Here is a 15,954-nt window from a genome sequence, read left to right as displayed (position 1 = left end):
GTGGGTGGGAGGGGGTGGGGTGGGGTGGGGGGGTCAGTGGGGGGTGGAGAGGGCCTGGCGGATGGTCCAGGGGATGTAGTCCGGGTTGAGGGTGTCGGCCCAGGTGAAACGGAGCACTCGCCAGCCTGCGTTGACCAGTCGGTTCTGCCGTCGGCGGTCGGCCAGTAGCGCCTCCGGCGAGCTGTGCGGGCCGACCCCGTCGGCTTCGGCGATCAGCCGAGCGGCCCGCCAGCCCAGGTCACCGACGCCGAGGAGGTGACCGTCCCCGTCGCGTACCTCAAGTTGCAGCGTGTCCGGGCGGACGCCGCCGTCGACGCATCTCAGCCGGGACCGGGTCTCCAACGGTGACTGCGCCCGGCCGTCCGCCTCGCGCAGGTATCCCCGAGCGGCGACGGCGCCGCGGCGCCCCCGGATGAGCGCACCCGCCCTGGCCAGGTCGTCCGGCGTGAGAACGCCCCGGTTCAGCGCGGAGTCGAGCACGGACACGGCCGGGTAGCGGTCCTGCCGGAGGATCACGTCGGTCACGGTACGCAGCACGGACGTCACGGGAATGCCGGCCACCCGGACGATGTCACCCGCAGCCGTGGTGAGCTGGTGCACCGTCAACGCGGGATCGCTGTGCCGCTGCGGGCGGGGGTGGTCCACCGGCACGGAGACGTGGATGGTGGGGCTGCGCCGCAGGCCGGCGATGCCGTGCAGCTCCAGTGCCGTGTCGAGCACCGCGAAGGCCCCCGGCCCGAGACTGGCCACCGCGGCACGGACCCGGGCCCGGGTGGGCGCCGGGCCGCCAGGCTGGCCGGCGGGGACGAAGCAGCCACGCGCCAGTCGCGTCCACCGGCCGGAACGCCAGAGCTGCCGGATCTGGTCCCGGCTCAGGCCGGCCGCCTGCGCCTGGGCGAGGGTGACCATGCCGTCCTGCTCGGCGGCGACTTGGTGGATGAGTTCGAGCGGTGTCACCGCCCCACCTTGCCCCGCCCGCCCCCAAGCCTTCGACCCCTGTGGATAACTCTGTGGATATCGAGGCCGACCACTCGGTGATCAAGAGAAAAGCGTCACCGCGAAGATCAAAGTTGACGCTTTTCTCTTGATCACCGACGACGACGGGCGGGGCGGCCGGCGACGGGCGGGGGCGGGGGCGGGGGTGGGGGTGGGTGGGGCGGGGGTCAGGGGAGGAGGGGGTGGCGGGTCACGTTTTCTTCGCGGCCCGGGCCCACGCCCACCACGCTGACTCGGGTGCCGCAGAGCTCCTCGATCCGCGCGATGTAGCGCCGCGCGTTCTCCGGCAGCTCGTCCTCCGTCCGCGCCTTGGTGATGTCCTCCCACCAGCCGTCGTGCTCCTCGTAGATCGGCGTGGCGTGGTGGAAGTCGGTCTGCGTCATCGGCATGTCGTCGAAGCGCTCGCCGTTGATCTCGTAGCCGACGCAGAGCGGGACCTTCGGCAGGCCGGTGAGCACGTCCAGCTTGGTGATCACCAGGTCGGTGACGCCGTTGAGGCGGCACGCGTACCGGGCGACGACGGCGTCGAACCAGCCGCAGCGGCGCTCCCGGCCGGTGGTCGTGCCGTACTCGTGGCCGACCTTGCGCAGGTGCTGGCCGTTGTCGTCGAACAGCTCCGTCGGGAACGGGCCGGACCCGACCCGGGTGGTGTACGCCTTGCTCACCGCGATGACCTTGTTGATCGCGGTCGGCGGGATGCCCGCCCCCACGCACGCCCCGCCCGCCGTCGGGTTCGACGAGGTCACGAAGGGGTACGTGCCGTGGTCCATGTCGAGCATGGTCGCCTGGGCGCCCTCCAGCAGCACCGTCTCGCCCCGGTCGAGCGCGTCCCAGAGCATCACCCGGGTCTCGGCGATGTACGGCTTGAGCCGCTCGGCGTACGCCAGGTATTCCTCGACGGTCGCGTCGACGTCGATCGCCTTGCGGTTGTAGACCTTGAACAGGATCTGGTTCTTCTCGCGCAGGGCGAGCTCGAGCTTCTTGCGCAGGATGCCCGGGTCGAGCAGGTCCTGGAGCCGGATGCCCATCCGGGCGACCTTGTCGCCGTACGCCGGGCCGATGCCCCGGCCGGTGGTGCCGATCCGGGCGCTGCCCAGGTAGCGCTCGACCACCCGGTCCAGGGCCCGGTGGTGCGGCATGATCAGGTGGGCGTCGCCGGAGATGCGCAGCCGGGACACGTCCACGCCGCGCTCGGCGAGGCCGTCGATCTCGGTCAGCAGCACCTTCGGGTCGACCACGACACCGTTGCCGATGATGATCATCGCGCTCGGCGAGAGCGCGCCCGACGGCATCAGGTGCAGCGCGTACTTCTGCCCGTCCGGGGTGATCACCGTGTGGCCGGCGTTGTTGCCGCCGGAGTAGCGCACGACGTAGTCGACCCGCTCACCCAGCAGGTCGGTAACCTTGCCCTTGCCCTCGTCGCCCCACTGAGCGCCGATGAGCACGATCGCTGGCATCTTCTCCGCCTCCAGAAGGCTCGGGTGCCAGGTGGCGACCGGTAAGCGAGCCCGGGGTGTCAGGCTAACAAGAGGTCACGGCGGGACCGGCAGGGGTTCGTCGAGAGGCAGGAGGCTCCTTCGTGTACGACGTGGTGCTGCTCACCCTCGGCTCGGAGCGGGACGCTCCCGGCGGGGCCTGCGGCAGCGGCGCCTGCTGCGGCGGCGACGGCACGAGCGGTGCGGCCGCCACCGGTGACGAGGGTCACGCGCCGGCCGAACAGCGGTGCGAGACTCCCCGGGTGCCGGTGCTGGCCTGCGCGGACGCCCTGACCGCCCGGGGCGCCCGGGTGGAGGCGGTCACCGCCCGCTCGGACGCGGAGATCGACGAGGTGCTCTCCCGACTCGACGGTCCGCCCCGCCCCGACGGGCTCGCCTGGCCCGACCCTGACTCGAAGACCCGGCTCGTCGTCGCCACGGCCAGCGACGGTCAGTTGCGCGCCGTCGTGCGCCGGCTCGTCCGGCGGTACGCCCCACCGCCCAGCCGCCGCCCGGCCGACCTGCCCGGCAACCGTACGGTGCCGGACCTGCCGCCGGTGGGCGTACTCCCGCTCGATCCGGCCCGGGCCGGCGGGCAGCGCGACCTGGCCGCGCAGCTCGGCCTGCCGCGCGACCCGGCGGCGGTGGCCGCCGCGGTGCTGAACGGCGCCGTGCGGCGGCTGGACCTGCTGCGCAACGACGGCGGCTCGGTGACCCTGGACGGCGCGCTGATCGGCGCCGCCGACGACGCCGGCCGGCCGCTGCACTGGCGGGGGCGCGTCGAGGTGGACGACGCCGTGCTCTCGGCCGGCGACGACCCGTTGCTGGCGTGCGCGATCGGCAATGCGGCCGGGTACGCCCGGCTCGACGAGCTGCCGCTGCTCACCGCCGGCGACCCGACGGACGGGCTGGTCGAGGTGGCGGTGGCCGTTCCCGTGGTGACCCGCTCGACGTTGGGTAGGAAACGGGTGCGGTTCGAGGTGCGCCGCGCGCGGGGGCGCGCGGTGGCCGTCGTGCCGCGTGACGAGCGGGTGCCGTACCTCGACGACGGGGTCGAGGGCGAGCTGAGCCGGAAGCGGTCCTGGTGGGTCGAGCCCGCGGCCTGGGCGGTCTACGCGGCCTGACCCGGCGCGCCTGCGGGTCGGCCGTCGCCAGCCGGGGGAATGCCGGCGGAGACCTGCGTCGATCCCGGCGGGCTCGGCTCCGGGGCCTATCCTCGGCAGGAGGAATTGGGAGGAACCGCGTGGACGACAACGCCGACCGGGTCCACGTGCCCGGCCAGCAGCCGGTGCCGGAGCGGGACATCGAACCGCTCTGGCCGCCGGAAGCGACCGATCCCGGCCGGGGCGGCTCCGCCCCGGCGTGGGCCACGACAGCCGCGGCGGGTCCCGTGCCGTACCAGGAGGACGCCGAGCCGCCGTTCGTCGCCTCCGACGCCTACCCGTCGCTGGGAGCCGCGCCGAGCGCCTACGCGCCCTACCAGGCGGCGGCCGGGCCGCAGGACGAAGGGTCCGCGGCGACGGGCCCGGAGCGGGACGGGCCGGGGTCGGACACCTGGGCCGCGCACGACGCGGGCGGGCCCGCGCCCTGGGCGGCCCACACCACGGGCGGGCCCGATGCCTGGGCGGCGCACGACACGGGAGGGCCCGACGCCTGGGCCGCGCACGACGCGGGAGGGCCTGCGCCGGTGCCGGCGGAGACCGCCTGGGCGCCGCCGGCCGTGGGCGGGGTGCCGGCTCCCCGGGCTGGGCAGCCGGCCCCCGGGCCGGTCGACCTGCACCTGCCCTTCACCCTGGACCCGCAGGCGTCGCCCGGCCCGCTCCCGGGCGACGGGGGCGGGGACGGGTTGCCGGGCGACGCGACGGCTTCGGAGCAGCCGACGACCGCCGGGCCGCACCGGGCCGCCGACTCGGGCCAGCGCGATCAGGGCCGATGGGCCGAGACGGCCGCCGCCGGGCCGGTCCCGGTGGCACCGGGCGTCACGGCGGTCGGGTCATTGGTGACACCGGGCGTGGCAGCGGCCGAGGTCAGCGGCACGAGCAGCAACGGCACGGCCGGCCACGCGGAGGGGCCGGGCGGCGCCGACGGGCCGGGCGGCGCGGGCGGATCGGCTGCCACGCCGTCGAGCAGCACGTCGAACGGCGGCTCGGCCGTCACGGCGTCGAACGGCGGGGGGCGGGTGGCCGAATCGCCGTGGGCGCTGCCGCCGCAGCGACCCGCGCCGCCGCAGCCGGCCGAGACGGCGGCACGGATCGTGCCGCCGCAGCCGACCGAGACCGCAGCACGGGCCGCGTCACCGCAGCCGACCGAGACCGCAGCACGGACCGCGCCACCGCAGCCCGCCGAGACCGCAGCACGGACGGTGCCGCCGCAGGTCGACGGGGCGCCGCGATCGGCCGAGTCAGCGCCGCCGCCGCAGCCGCCGGGGCCGTTCCCGCCGGTGATGAACCCGCCCGGGCCGCTGCCCCCCAGCCCGTACCCGCCGGCCGTCGCCGGGCAGGCCGCCGGGCCGGTCGACCCGTACGCGGGGAGCCATCCGGCCACGGCGGGCGAGGCAACGACGGGGTGGGTTCCCGGACCGCCGCAGCCGCCCGGCCCGGTCCGCCCCGACGCGCCCCCGCCCGGCCCGAGGCATCCCGAGCAGGGCCAGCCCGAGCAGGCTCACCCGGTTGCGGGGCAACCCGGGCCCGGGCAGCCGGCCGCGCCGGGGTGGTACCCCCCGGGCTGGCCGCCGCAGCCCCCGCGCCCCGTGGCGCCACACCCGGTGGCCCAGCAGCCGGTGGCACCGGTGCCGCAGCCGCCGTACCGGGAGGCCGACGGGGTGACCCGGGTGCCGCCGGGATACCCGGAACCGGCGTGGACGCCGGAGACGGGAATCGCCCCGACCGCCGAGGACTTCGCCCGCCGCCGGCAGGTGCGCCCGGCCGACCCGGTCGCCACGATGGGCGTACGGGCCGTGGTGAACAAGACGGGGCTGATCAAGCTCCCGCCGGGGCGGCACGAGCAGGAGATGCGCCGCGACATCGAGATGGTGCGCCGCAACTTCGGCGGGCTGCGCCAGGTGACCGTGGTCAACCCGAAGGGCGGCGCGGGCAAGACCGTGGCCATCCTGCTGCTCGCCATGACCTTCGGCCAGAAGCGCGGCGGATACGTGCTGGCCTGGGACAACAACGAGACCCAGGGCACCCTTGGGATGCGCGCCCAGCAGGACTTCCACTCCCGTACGGTGCGCGACATGCTGCGCGACCTCGGCCAGTTCCAGGGCGCGCACGGGCGGGTCGGCGACCTGTCGCAGTACGTCCGCTCGCAGGGCGAGGGAATGTTCGACGTGCTCGCCTCGGACGAGTCGGCGACCGGCGGGGAGATGCTCACCGCGTCGGCGTTCGCCGAGATCCGGGAGGTGGTCAGCCGGTTCTACAAGCTGATCTTCGTAGACACCGGCAACAACGTCCGGGCGCAGAACTGGCAGGCCGCGATGGACGCCACCGACCAGCTCGTGGTGACCATGTCGGCCCGTAACGACTCGGCGGAGACGGCCGCCCGGATGCTCGACCACCTGGAGCAGAGCGGTAGGCACCGGCTGGTCCGGCAGGCGGTGACGGTGGTGTCCATGCCGCCGTCGCGCAAGGAGATCGACCTGCCCGCCATCCAGGAGCACTTCGCGGCCCGCACCCGGGCCGTGCTGCTCGCCCCCTACGAGCGGTTGATCGACACCGGCGAGCCGATCCGGTACGGGCAGCTCTCGTCGGCCACCCGCGACGCCTGGCTGAAGATCGCCGCATCGGTGGCCGAGGGGCTCTGACCGGCACCGGGCTCTGCCCGGCGCAGGGCCCTGACCAACGCGGCGGCCGGTCCGACATCCGTCGGGCCGGCCGCCACACCTGCTCGGGAGGGTTCAGGCGCTGGCCAGGGCGTCCCCGGCGGCCGGGTCGCAGTCGCGCAGGAACTGGGCGCAGCGGGCGGCCTCGTCCGCCTCGCCGATCTCGCCGGCGGCCCGGGAGAGCACGTAGAGGCAGCGCAGGAAGCCCCGGTTCGGCGCGTGCGACCAGGGCACGGGGCCGTGCCCCTTCCAGCCGCTGCGGCGCAGCTGGTCCAGGCCCCGGTGGTATCCGGTCCGGGCGTAGGCGTACGCGGGGACGACCTGGCCGTCGGCCAGGGCCCGGCTCGCGAGCGCACCCCAGCCCGCGCTGTAGGTCGGGAAACGGGCCGCGACCTCGGCGTACGCCTCGTCGGTGCCGGCCTCCCCGGCGGCGGCCAGGGCGGCGTCGGCCTCGTCGTGGGCCGGCAGGAGGGTGGCCGGCGGCTCAGGCAACAGGTTCTGCATCGTCCCATTCAACCCGCTTCGCTCTGCGCCGCGCGAGGGGGTCCGCAGACCCGGCCACCTGAACGGTTGAGGCTTTCGTCACGCCTGCGGTCGCGCCGCCGGACCTGCGGTCCACGATGGCCGGACCTGCGGTCCGCCACGGCCGGACCTGCGGCTCCCGGGGCCGGACCTGCGGCCCATGCCGATGGGTGATGTTTTCCACTACAACTATTGGTCCGGAGCCTCCCCAGGACCCGGTTGGAGCAGGAGCCCGGTGGCCTCGCCGCCGGGCTCCTGTGCGTACGGGATGGTTTGCGGGGTTGACCCGGGCGGGCAGGATGACGTCGTGCCGACCCCACCTCCCGCGGACGTGCTCTCCCCGCACGACGCCAGCGCCACCGAGATCGAGACCCGCAGCGCGTTCGAACAGCGGCTGACCAGCGGAAGCCTGGCCGGGCTGACCGTGCAGGGCCTGCGCCTCGACGTGGACCCGGTCCCCGACCTGAGCGGTACGGAGGTGACGGGCACCCTCTTCGTCGGCTGCCGCTTCGCCTCCCGCGAGGTGGGCGCCGACCTCGTCCGGCGCGGCGCGAACGTGGTGCCGCCCTTCTCCGGGCTGCCGTACCCGACCCAGCCGTCGCACCTCTACACGCCCGAGGATCTGGCCGCCGGGTTCGCCGAGGGCGGCTTCGCCGGCATGTACGACACCCGGGTGTACGAGCACTTCCGGGCGCACGGCGGTGCGCTGCCGGAGGTGAAGGAGGCGCTCGGCCAGCGGCTGCACGACCACGGCGTGGACAACGCGCTGGTCGACGCCACCCGCGCCTGGCTGGCCGCGCACGGGCCGCAGTCCGTGGTGGGCGTGATGGGCGGGCACGCGGTGCGCCGGGGCAGCGTGCCGTACCGGATGGCGGCGGTGCTGGGCTGGGAGCTGGCGCGGGCCGACCGGCTGGTGGTGACCGGCGGCGGGCCGGGCGTGATGGAGGCGGCCAACCTGGGCGCGTACCTCTCGGCCCGGCCGGCCGAGGAGCTGACGGCGGCGATCGACCTGCTCGCGACCGCGCCGGACTTCACCGACCACGACCGGTACACGTCCGCCGCCCTGGAGGTCCGGGTGCGGTACGCCCCGGCGGCGCCCCGCCAGCGCGACCCGGATCTCAACCTGGACCTGGGCTGGGCGCGGGCCGGCGGGCTGGCCATCCCCACCTGGCTGTACGGGCACGAGCCGGCGAACCTGTTCGCGGGGCGGATCGCGAAGTACTTCTCGAACGCCATCCGGGAGGACACGATCCTGCGGCTGGCCCGGGGCGGGATCGTCTTCGCGCCCGGCCGGGCGGGCACGGTGCAGGAGGTGTTCCAGGCGGCGACGAAGACGTACTACGGCACGGACGGGGCGAGCGGCGCGTACGTCTTCCTGGACCGGGCGTACTGGACGACGGAGCTGCCGGTGGAGTCGCTGCTGCGCCCGCTGCTGGCCGCCTCGCCGTTCGGCGACCTGTCGGGCACGGTGCACCTCACCGACGACGTGCGCGAGGCGGTCCGCGTCCTGACGGCGGGCTAGGCGCAAGGAAGGGCCCCTTGTTATCGCCTGGGCGATAACAAGGGGCCCTTCCTTGCGTTTACTTGAGCTTGGTGCCGGTGGAGCGCAGGTGCTCGCATGCCTCGACGACGCGGGCGGCGAGCCCGGCCTCGGCGAGCTTGCCCCAGGTGCGCGGGTCGTACTGCTTCTTGTTGCCGACCTCGCCGTCGATCTTCAGCACGCCGTCGTAGTTGCGGAACATGTGGTCGGCGACGGGCCGGGTGAAGGCGTACTGGGTGTCGGTGTCGATGTTCATCTTCACCACGCCGTAGTCCAGCGCCTCGCGGATCTCGGACAGCAGCGAGCCGGAGCCGCCGTGGAAGACCAGGCTGAGCGGCTTCTCCTTGCCGTACTTGGCGGCGACGGCCTCCTGGATGTTGTTCAGGATCTCCGGGCGGAGCTTCACGTTGCCCGGCTTGTAGACGCCGTGCACGTTGCCGAAGGTCAGCGCCGCCATGTAACGGCCCTTCTCGCCCAGGCCGAGCGCCTCGACCATGGCCAGGCCGTCCTCGACGGTGGTGTAGAGCTTGTCGTTGATGGCGTTCTCGACGCCGTCCTCCTCGCCGCCGACGACGCCGACCTCGATCTCCAGGACGATCTTCGCCTCGGCGGCCCGGTCGAGCAGTTCGGCGGCGATCTCCAGGTTCTCCGCCACGGGCACGGCGGAGCCGTCCCACATGTGCGACTGGAACAGCGGCTCCTGGCCGGCGGCGACCCGCTCCTTGGAGATCTGCATCAGGGGCCGGACGAACTTGTCCAGCTTGTCCTTCGGGCAGTGGTCGGTGTGCAGCGCGACGTTGACCGGGTACTTCTTGGCGACCTCGTGCGCGTACGCGGCGAACGCCACCGCGCCGGTGACCATGTCCTTCACGGACGGACCGGAGAGGTACTCCGCGCCGCCGGTGGAGACCTGGATGATGCCGTCGCTCTCCGCGTCGGCGAAGCCCTTGAGCGCCGCGTTCAGCGTCTGCGAGGACGTCACGTTGATCGCGGGGTACGCGTACCGGCCCGCCTTGGCGCGATCCAGCATCTCCGCGTAGACCTCGGGGGAAGCGATGGGCATGTCGAACGCTCCTTACTTACCGCTGTCGGCCGTCACCGGCCGCTGTCTTCCGTGGGTGCGCCGGACCGCGCTGTCCTCCGCCGGAAGTATCCCGCAGGAGGTGGCCACGGACGAAACCGGGCCATGGCCGACCCGCCGCGTGGGCCGCCGGCACGGCCCGGGACAACCGGTCGGAGCCTCACCGGTCCGCCAGGCTGTCCGGCACGGCGACGCTGATCAGCCAGGTCACCACCGCCATCACGATGGCCCCCCAGAAGGCGGGCCAGAAACCCTCCACCCGAAACGGCAGGTCCAACTGGCGGGCGATCCAGTCGGTCAACAGGAACAGCAGCGCGTTGACCACCAGCGCGAACAGCCCCAGGGTCAGCAGGTAGAAGACGCAGCCCACCACCTTGATCACCGGCTTGAGCACGGCGTTGACCACGCCGAAGATCAACGCCACCGCCAGCAGGGTCAGCGCGGTGTTGCCGCCGGTGCGACCACCCACGTCGACGCCGGGCACGATCAGCGTGGTGATCCACAACGCGATCGCGGTGATCGCCAGCCGGATCAGGAAGCCCACGGCACCATCCTGGCACCGCCGGCCGGGTCCGGAGGAGGGAATCCACGGACTCGGCCCCCCGCCGCCGAGCGGCAACCCCGACCAGCCCGTACGGTGTGGGTAGCTTTCCGCCGATTCAGGGAGGGACGATGGGTCAGCCCGACGAGGACTTCACCCCGAGCGACCATCTCGCGCCGGAGGAGCGTGACCCGGAGGCCCCGGCGGCCGACGCCGTGGAGCAGGCCGCCTCCACCGACCCGGCCGACAGCGAGGGCGAGCCGAGCCGGGGTCTGGAGGTCGGCGACTGGGACGCCATGGAGCAGGCCCGGATCGTCGCGGCCGACGAGGACGACTACCGCTGATCGGGCCCGCCGCTCGGGACGCCGGCCGCCGGACGTTGCGGCAGACCTGGTCAGCCGTTCGGCCCGTTCGGCAAAAGATCGACGGAACGGGTTGACCTGCTGCCTTAAGGAATATTTAAGATCCACGGGCTCCACCTGCACCCTCACGGGGAGGAACCCTTCATGCTCAAGCACTCGACCCGGCGCTGGCTGGCCGGGCTCGGGGTCGCGGGCGCGCTCGTCGCCGCTGCCGCCCCCGCCGCCGCCGCTCCCACGGCCGACATCGAGCTCTACTTCCAGGACACCACCCTGGCGGCGGACTCGCCGGGCAAGTCGCAGTTCCTGCGGCTGTTCGCCGACCAGCCGGCCGTGCTCCCCGACGTGACGGTGCGGTACGACTACCGCTCCCTCGCCGGAAAGGTCACCCTGGCCGACGACGGGAACGCGCAGTGCACCACCCCGGAGGCGGGCGTGCTGGTCTGCGCCGAGACCTTCGAGGTGCCCCTCGACGAGGTCTACGGCGGGCAGACCGAACCGGTGCTCATCGCGCCCACCGACACGGCTGAGCCCGGCGACTCCGGCGATCTCAAGATCAGCCTCCAGGTGGCCGGCAAGCAGCGCGCCAGCTACACGTCCCGGATCCGCATCGGCGAGGGCGTCGACCTGGCGGGCGGCCCGGACAGCAAGCTGACCGCCGCGCCGGGCGGCTCGTTCGAGGCCCCGCTGACCGTGGTCAACGTCGGCGACAAGAGCGTCAAGGGCGTGGTCGCCTTCTTCGACCTCGACTACTCGATCCGCACCAAGGAGCGGTTCAGCAACTGCCTCTACGTCGAGGACCACCTGCTCGCCTGCCAGTTCGACGAGGAGATCCCGGCCGGCGAGGGGCGCACCACGACGCTGAACTACCAGCTCGGCAAGGACACCTACGCCCCGGGCCGCCAGTACGGCAACGCCGAGTTCATGACGAACGCGGACTTCGAGGACCTGTTCGGGCTGCGCGAGGACGCGGGCGCCCGGGCCGCCGCGCACGGCACCGGTTCGTCGAAGCTGACCCTGCGCGACGCCCCGAAGAAGTTGCGGGCGGCAGCCGCCCAGACCGACACCGACCGGGGCAACAACTACACCTCGTGGAACATCACGGTCACCGGCAAGAACGGCACCGACCTGGAGGCGATCGGCGACACGGTCGAGGGCGCGGCCGGCAAGGTGGTCACCGCGACCGTTGGCTTCCGCAACAACGGCCCGGCGACGCTCAACTACATCCGCGGCGACATGTCCGTCACCTACCTGGACGTCGACGTGCCGGCCGGCACCACCGCCGTCGAGGTGCCCGCCGAGTGCGCCCCGCGCAACGGCAACGGCACCGACTGGCGCGACCTCGGCAAGCCGGGGGCCCGCGCGTACCGCTGCCTCGCCGACACGATCTCCGTGGCCGGCGAGACGTCGACCGGCGACTTCCGGCTGCGCATCGACAAGGTCGTGCCGAACGCCCAGGGCGCGGTGCTGGTCAACGCGAAGTGCGAGTGCGAGGGCGGCTTCCGGGACGACCTGAAGCCGGCCAACGACCGGGCCCTGCTCGTGGTCAACGCCGACAGCAGCGGCGGCGGGGGCGGCACGCTGCCGATCACCGGCGCCTCCACCGGGCTGATCGCCGGCATCGGCGGCCTGCTCCTCGTGGCCGGCGTCGGCGGCTACCTGGTGGCCAAGCGCCGCCGCACCCACTTCGTCGCCTGACAACCGACGCCGAGAAGGGTTTCCGGGGAGCCCCGCCCGCGCAGGGATCAAGCCTGACCGCCCGGAGCGGGTGGGGCTCCCCGGAAACCCCCACCGCAACCAAGCACCACAACCAAGCACGCAAGCCAAAACCCGCGCCTGTGAGGCGGGTCCGGGGTGGTCGCCGCGCGCCTGTGCGGGCGACGGCCGCCCCGGTCGGGGCGGCGGGGGACGCGGCCGGTTCCGGGTTCGGTACCCTGTGTGGCCGTGGACACAGCAGAGAAGGCACGGGCGGTCTCCGAGACCGTCGCCCTGAACCCGCTCGATCCCAAGGATCTGCTCCAGACCTTCGGGCTGATCGGCGTCTGGGTGATCCTGTTCGCCGAGACCGGGCTGCTCGTCGGCTTCTTCTTCCCGGGCGACTCGCTGCTGTTCCTGGCCGGCGTCGCCGCCTCGCCGGTGGCGGACGCGATCTTCGGCGACGGCACCCGGCTCTCCCTGGCCGGCCTCCTGATCGGGGGCCCGATCTGCGCGATCGTCGGTGCGCAGCTCGGGCACTGGCTCGGCGCGCGGTACGGACGGCGCATGTTCGAGCGCCCCAACTCGCGGCTGTTCAAGCGGGAGTACGTGGAGAAGGCCGAGCACTACTTCCGTAAGTTCGGCCCGGCCAAGGCCGTGGTGCTGGCCCGGTTCATCCCGATCGTCCGCACGTTCCTCAACCCGGTGGCCGGGGTGCTCGGCATGCCGGCGAAGCAGTTCTTCCTGTGGAACGTCGTCGGGGCGATCCTGTGGGTGGACGGCATCCTGCTGATCGGCTACCTGCTCGCCGAGCAGATCTACAACGCGATCGGCGACAAGATCGACCGGTACATCCTGCCGGTGGTCGCGCTGATCATCCTGATCTCGGTGCTGCCGATCTTCTTCGAGTTCCTCCGCGACCGGCGGGCCCGCAAGCGGGGTGAGGTCATGACGGTGATCGCGACCGCCAGCGCGGCCGGCGCGGTGGACGCCGTCCGGGACGCGGTGGAGCACCACCACGACCACCACGGCCGGGCCCCGCACGGCGAGCAGGGGCAGGGGCAGCAGCAGCCGCAGCAGGGCGGCGGTCGATGGCCGGAGCACGGCGCGGGCCGCTGACGGAGAGGGCGTACGCCGATGGCCGGTCCCGTCGGGACGGGACCGGCCATCGTTTCGAGCCGCAATGAAGTAACGAGGCGACTGCCGGTGACCCGGGCAGGCGTCACCGTCCGGTGGTGGCGCCACCCCTGGCACGCCACCCGATGCCGTCCTGAGGCGGGACGGCCCGGAACGGAAACCTCGTCAGCGGGCCTTCTTGGTGGCCCGCTTGCGCGGCGGGGTCAGCAGATCCGCGATCGTGGCGATCGCGGTCGGCACCAACCGGTAGTACGCCCAGACCCCGCGCTTCTCCCGCTCCAGCAAGCCGGCCTCGGTGAGGATACGCAGGTGGTGGCTGACCGTCGGCTGGGAGAGGCCGAGCGGCGCGGTCAGGTCGCACACGCACGCTTCGCCCTCGGGGGCCGACTGGATCAGGCTGAGCAGCCGCAGCCGGGCGGGGTCGGCAAGGGCCTTGAGGACCCCCGCCAGCCGCTCGGCGTCGGCGCGTTCGATCGGCTCGCCGGCAAGCGGCGAGATCTGAGGCATGGTCATTTCAGCCAACGCAGTTCCCACGTATTCCATCCTTCCACCAGCAGCATCGATCCGCCTGCATATCAGCAGATCCGAATCGGCAAACTTTTAGGCCACAAGGCCGAGGTCAGCCAACGTATAGGCCGCCCGATACGGCAGTCCGGCGGCTTCCACCGCGTCGCCGGCGCCACGATCAACAATAACCGCCACACCCACTACTTCGGCCCCGGCCTCGCGCAGCGCCTCTACTGCGGTCAGCACGCTGCCACCGGTCGTCGACGTGTCTTCGACCGCCAGTACCCGCCGTCCGGCCACGTCCGGCCCTTCGATGCGGCGTTGCAGACCATGAGCCTTACCCGCCTTACGGACGACGAAAGCATCGAGCGACCGGTCGGTCGCCGACGCGGCGTGCAACATGGAGAGCGCCACCGGATCGGCGCCCAGGGTCAGGCCACCGACGGCGTCGTACTCCCAGTCGGCGGTCAGGTCGAGCAGCACCCGACCGACCAACGGTGCGGCCTGGTGATGGAGCGTGACACGTCGCAGATCGACGTACCAGTCCGCCTCCCGGCCCGAGGAGAGCACCACCCGCCCGTGGACCACAGCCAGGTCGATGATGAATTTACGCAGGTCGTCGTGGTCCCCCATGGCGATAGAGGGTACTGCGCAAGTCTGGGAGGCGTGTGTGGGGTCCACCCCGGTCAGCCCCACGGGCGACCGATGGATGGCGATATTCCGCTACTCTGTGCGATCGATCCGCCGGGCCGGTCGGCCGAACCGCCGCCGGGGCCGCCCGCCGACGCTGCGCCGCAGGTCAGCCGGGGTGGCGGTCGTCGCGGCCCCGGGTGTCGCGGGTGAACCGGCGCAGCAGCCCGCGTGGGGCGTGCCGCACCGCCGCGACGGCCAGCTTGTAGCGCCGTGACGGGACGCTGACCGAACGCCCTTTCCGCAGGTCACGCAGGGCTTCGTCGACGACCTGCTCGGCGCGCAGCCACATCAGGCGGGGCGTGCCGGACATGTCGATCCCGGCCCGCTCGTGCGCGCCGGTGCGGGTGTAACCAGGGCAGAGGGCCATCACGCGCACCCCACGCGGGCGGGTCGTCAGGTCGACGGACTCGCTGAAGGCCGTCACCCACGCCTTGCTCGCCGGATACGTCGATCCCGGCATCACGGGGCCGAAGCCGGCGACCGAAGAGACATTTATCACTGCCCCGTCGCCCCGCCGGATCATCGGGCCGACCGCCGCGCGGGTCAGCCGCAGCACCGCGTGCACGTTCAGCCGCAGCAGGCGGGACTCGTCGTCCGCCGAGGACCGCAGGAACGGCTGGTTGAGGCTGATCCCGGCGTTGTTGACGAGCAGGTCGACCTGCTCGTCGCCGGCCAGCCGCCGTTCGACTTCGGCGCAGCCGTCGTCGGTGGACAGATCCGCCGGGATCACCTCGACGGGGTGGCCGTGCTGGGCCGTCAGCTCGGCGGCCTTCTCCGCCAGCCGGGTCGCGTCGCGCGCCACCAGCACCAGGGCCCAGCCGTCGGCGGCGAGCCGGCGGGCGAACTCCGCGCCGATGCCGGCCGTCGCGCCGGTGACCAGCGCCCGGCGCACGGCGGGGACCTGCTCTGACGTCACGGACGATCCTCAGCGGGGCGGGGGTGCGGGGTGGCGGTCGGTGCCGGCGCGGGGTGCCGCCGACGGAACCAGGCGCTGGCGCTCGGCGAGACCAGCAACACGGCTACCACAAGGTAACCGAGCGCCTGGCCCACCGAAAGTGCGGCGTTGGCCCCGAGCCAGGTTCCCGGATACGCCTCGCCGACGAGGCCGAGCAGCTCGGCGGCGGACCGGTCGCCCGTGGACAGCCGCAGCGGCACGGCCCGCTGGCCGACCAGCGCGCCCACCGCGCAGCAGCCGAACAGCGCGCCCAGCCCGCAGACCGCCCAGGTCGCCACCCGGGCCCCGGGCCGGCCGGCGAGCAGCCCGGCCGCCAGGCCGACCAGCACGACGCCCACCAGCACCGTCACCACCGCCGACGCGATCGTCGCGCCCCGCAGCAGGAGGACCACGTCGTCGACCTCCGCCGCATCGGCCGACGTGCCGGCCGCCGCCGACCGGAACCGCTCGACGGTGCCGCCGAGGACGAGCAGCGCGGCGACCGCCGAGGCCACGGCGCCGACGGCCATCAGCACCAGCACCGCCGCCGCCAGCCCGACGGCCGCGGGGCGACGGGCCGGCTTATCGGGGTACGACACGACGAGGTCCCTCCGGTAGGCGTCCGGTTGGAACCTACTCGGAGGGACCGTCGGT

Annotated in this window: 15 protein-coding genes; 6 read left to right on the top strand and 9 right to left on the bottom strand. The window is 73.3% G+C overall.

The features are described from left to right. Nucleotides 1-33: 33 nt before the first annotated feature. Nucleotides 34-957 (bottom strand): type IV toxin-antitoxin system AbiEi family antitoxin domain-containing protein, encoded by a 924-nt coding sequence (locus ACFYWL_RS08325; protein ID WP_386969125.1) that lies wholly within the window; start codon nt 955-957, stop codon nt 34-36. A gap of 206 nt (nt 958-1,163) precedes the next feature. Next, nucleotides 1,164-2,453, bottom strand: a complete 1,290-nt coding sequence (locus ACFYWL_RS08320; protein ID WP_043961166.1) for an adenylosuccinate synthase — start codon at nt 2,451-2,453, stop codon at nt 1,164-1,166. A 122-nt stretch (nt 2,454-2,575) separates the two neighbouring features. On the opposite strand from ACFYWL_RS08320, the gene ACFYWL_RS08315 reads away from it, so the two are divergent. Then, the gene (locus tag ACFYWL_RS08315; protein ID WP_386969122.1) at nt 2,576-3,595 is read left to right on the top strand and encodes a hypothetical protein; all 1,020 of its coding nucleotides are present in this window, start codon (nt 2,576-2,578) and stop codon (nt 3,593-3,595) included. 119 nt (nt 3,596-3,714) lie between these two features. Then, nucleotides 3,715-6,273, top strand: a complete 2,559-nt coding sequence (locus ACFYWL_RS08310; RefSeq protein WP_386969119.1) for a chromosome partitioning protein — start codon at nt 3,715-3,717, stop codon at nt 6,271-6,273. Nucleotides 6,274-6,366: 93 nt separating this feature from the next. Here the strand turns inward: ACFYWL_RS08310 and ACFYWL_RS08305 are convergent, their stop codons facing one another. After that, complete coding sequence (locus ACFYWL_RS08305) at nt 6,367-6,795, bottom strand: DUF3151 domain-containing protein (RefSeq protein ID WP_386969117.1); 429 nt, start codon at nt 6,793-6,795, stop codon at nt 6,367-6,369. Nucleotides 6,796-7,120: 325 nt separating this feature from the next. Between ACFYWL_RS08305 and ACFYWL_RS08300 the strand changes: the two genes are divergently transcribed. Continuing rightward, complete coding sequence (locus ACFYWL_RS08300; protein WP_386969115.1) at nt 7,121-8,335, top strand: LOG family protein; 1,215 nt, start codon at nt 7,121-7,123, stop codon at nt 8,333-8,335. Nucleotides 8,336-8,393: 58 nt separating this feature from the next. Here ACFYWL_RS08300 and fbaA read toward each other — a convergent pair whose 3' ends face one another. Next, nucleotides 8,394-9,416, bottom strand: coding sequence for a class II fructose-bisphosphate aldolase (fbaA, locus tag ACFYWL_RS08295; RefSeq protein WP_007073962.1), 1,023 nt, complete (start codon nt 9,414-9,416; stop codon nt 8,394-8,396). A 178-nt stretch (nt 9,417-9,594) separates the two neighbouring features. Next, a complete protein-coding gene (locus tag ACFYWL_RS08290; RefSeq protein ID WP_386969112.1) occupies nt 9,595-9,978 on the bottom strand; it encodes a phage holin family protein in 384 nt (127 codons plus the stop codon). Between the two features lie 128 nt (nt 9,979-10,106). Here ACFYWL_RS08290 and ACFYWL_RS08285 point away from each other — a divergent pair, with 128 nt between their 5' ends. The 3 genes from ACFYWL_RS08285 (at nt 10,107) to ACFYWL_RS08275 (ending at nt 13,148) form a co-directional block, all read left to right on the top strand. Further along, complete coding sequence (locus tag ACFYWL_RS08285; RefSeq protein WP_386969110.1) at nt 10,107-10,319, top strand: hypothetical protein; 213 nt, start codon at nt 10,107-10,109, stop codon at nt 10,317-10,319. 162 nt (nt 10,320-10,481) lie between these two features. Next, complete coding sequence (locus ACFYWL_RS08280; protein ID WP_386969108.1) at nt 10,482-12,032, top strand: LPXTG cell wall anchor domain-containing protein; 1,551 nt, start codon at nt 10,482-10,484, stop codon at nt 12,030-12,032. 240 nt (nt 12,033-12,272) lie between these two features. Continuing rightward, nucleotides 12,273-13,148, top strand: a complete 876-nt coding sequence (locus ACFYWL_RS08275; RefSeq protein WP_386969105.1) for a DedA family protein — start codon at nt 12,273-12,275, stop codon at nt 13,146-13,148. Between the two features lie 183 nt (nt 13,149-13,331). On the opposite strand, the gene ACFYWL_RS08270 is transcribed toward ACFYWL_RS08275, so the two are convergent. The 4 genes from ACFYWL_RS08270 to ACFYWL_RS08255 form a co-directional block, all read right to left on the bottom strand. Beyond that, a complete protein-coding gene (locus tag ACFYWL_RS08270) occupies nt 13,332-13,709 on the bottom strand; it encodes a helix-turn-helix transcriptional regulator (protein ID WP_007073957.1) in 378 nt (125 codons plus the stop codon). Nucleotides 13,710-13,766: 57 nt separating this feature from the next. Further along, a complete protein-coding gene (gene pyrE / locus ACFYWL_RS08265; RefSeq protein WP_043963685.1) occupies nt 13,767-14,306 on the bottom strand; it encodes an orotate phosphoribosyltransferase in 540 nt (179 codons plus the stop codon). Between the two features lie 166 nt (nt 14,307-14,472). After that, complete coding sequence (locus tag ACFYWL_RS08260) at nt 14,473-15,282, bottom strand: SDR family NAD(P)-dependent oxidoreductase (RefSeq protein WP_386969102.1); 810 nt, start codon at nt 15,280-15,282, stop codon at nt 14,473-14,475. Beyond that, nucleotides 15,279-15,899 carry a hypothetical protein gene (locus ACFYWL_RS08255; protein WP_386969100.1) on the bottom strand — a complete coding sequence of 207 codons (621 nt, stop codon included), beginning with the start codon at nt 15,897-15,899 and terminating at the stop codon, nt 15,279-15,281. Before ACFYWL_RS08255 ends, ACFYWL_RS08260 begins: the two co-directional genes overlap by 4 nt. Between the last annotated feature and the right edge of the window lie 55 nt (nt 15,900-15,954).

It is taken from the genome of Micromonospora sp. NPDC002575 (assembly GCF_042889525.1).
Taxonomy (GTDB): Bacteria; Actinomycetota; Actinomycetes; order Mycobacteriales; family Micromonosporaceae; genus Micromonospora; species Micromonospora carbonacea.
The sequence above is the reverse complement of the archived record's forward strand: the minus strand, read 5'-3'. Positions and strand labels throughout refer to the sequence as shown.

What these genes read in the sequence shown, in the direction of transcription:
- ACFYWL_RS08320 (WP_043961166.1), bottom strand. Translation starts at nt 2,453, where the DNA reads ATGCCAGCGATCGTGCTCATCGGCGCTCAGTGGGGCGACGAGGGCAAG.
- ACFYWL_RS08305 (WP_386969117.1), bottom strand. Translation starts at nt 6,795, where the DNA reads ATGCAGAACCTGTTGCCTGAGCCGCCGGCCACCCTCCTGCCGGCCCAC.
- fbaA (WP_007073962.1), bottom strand. Translation starts at nt 9,416, where the DNA reads ATGCCCATCGCTTCCCCCGAGGTCTACGCGGAGATGCTGGATCGCGCC.
- ACFYWL_RS08285 (WP_386969110.1), top strand. Translation starts at nt 10,107, where the DNA reads ATGGGTCAGCCCGACGAGGACTTCACCCCGAGCGACCATCTCGCGCCG.
- ACFYWL_RS08280 (WP_386969108.1), top strand. Translation starts at nt 10,482, where the DNA reads ATGCTCAAGCACTCGACCCGGCGCTGGCTGGCCGGGCTCGGGGTCGCG.
- ACFYWL_RS08270 (WP_007073957.1), bottom strand. Translation starts at nt 13,709, where the DNA reads ATGGAATACGTGGGAACTGCGTTGGCTGAAATGACCATGCCTCAGATC.
- pyrE (WP_043963685.1), bottom strand. Translation starts at nt 14,306, where the DNA reads ATGGGGGACCACGACGACCTGCGTAAATTCATCATCGACCTGGCTGTG.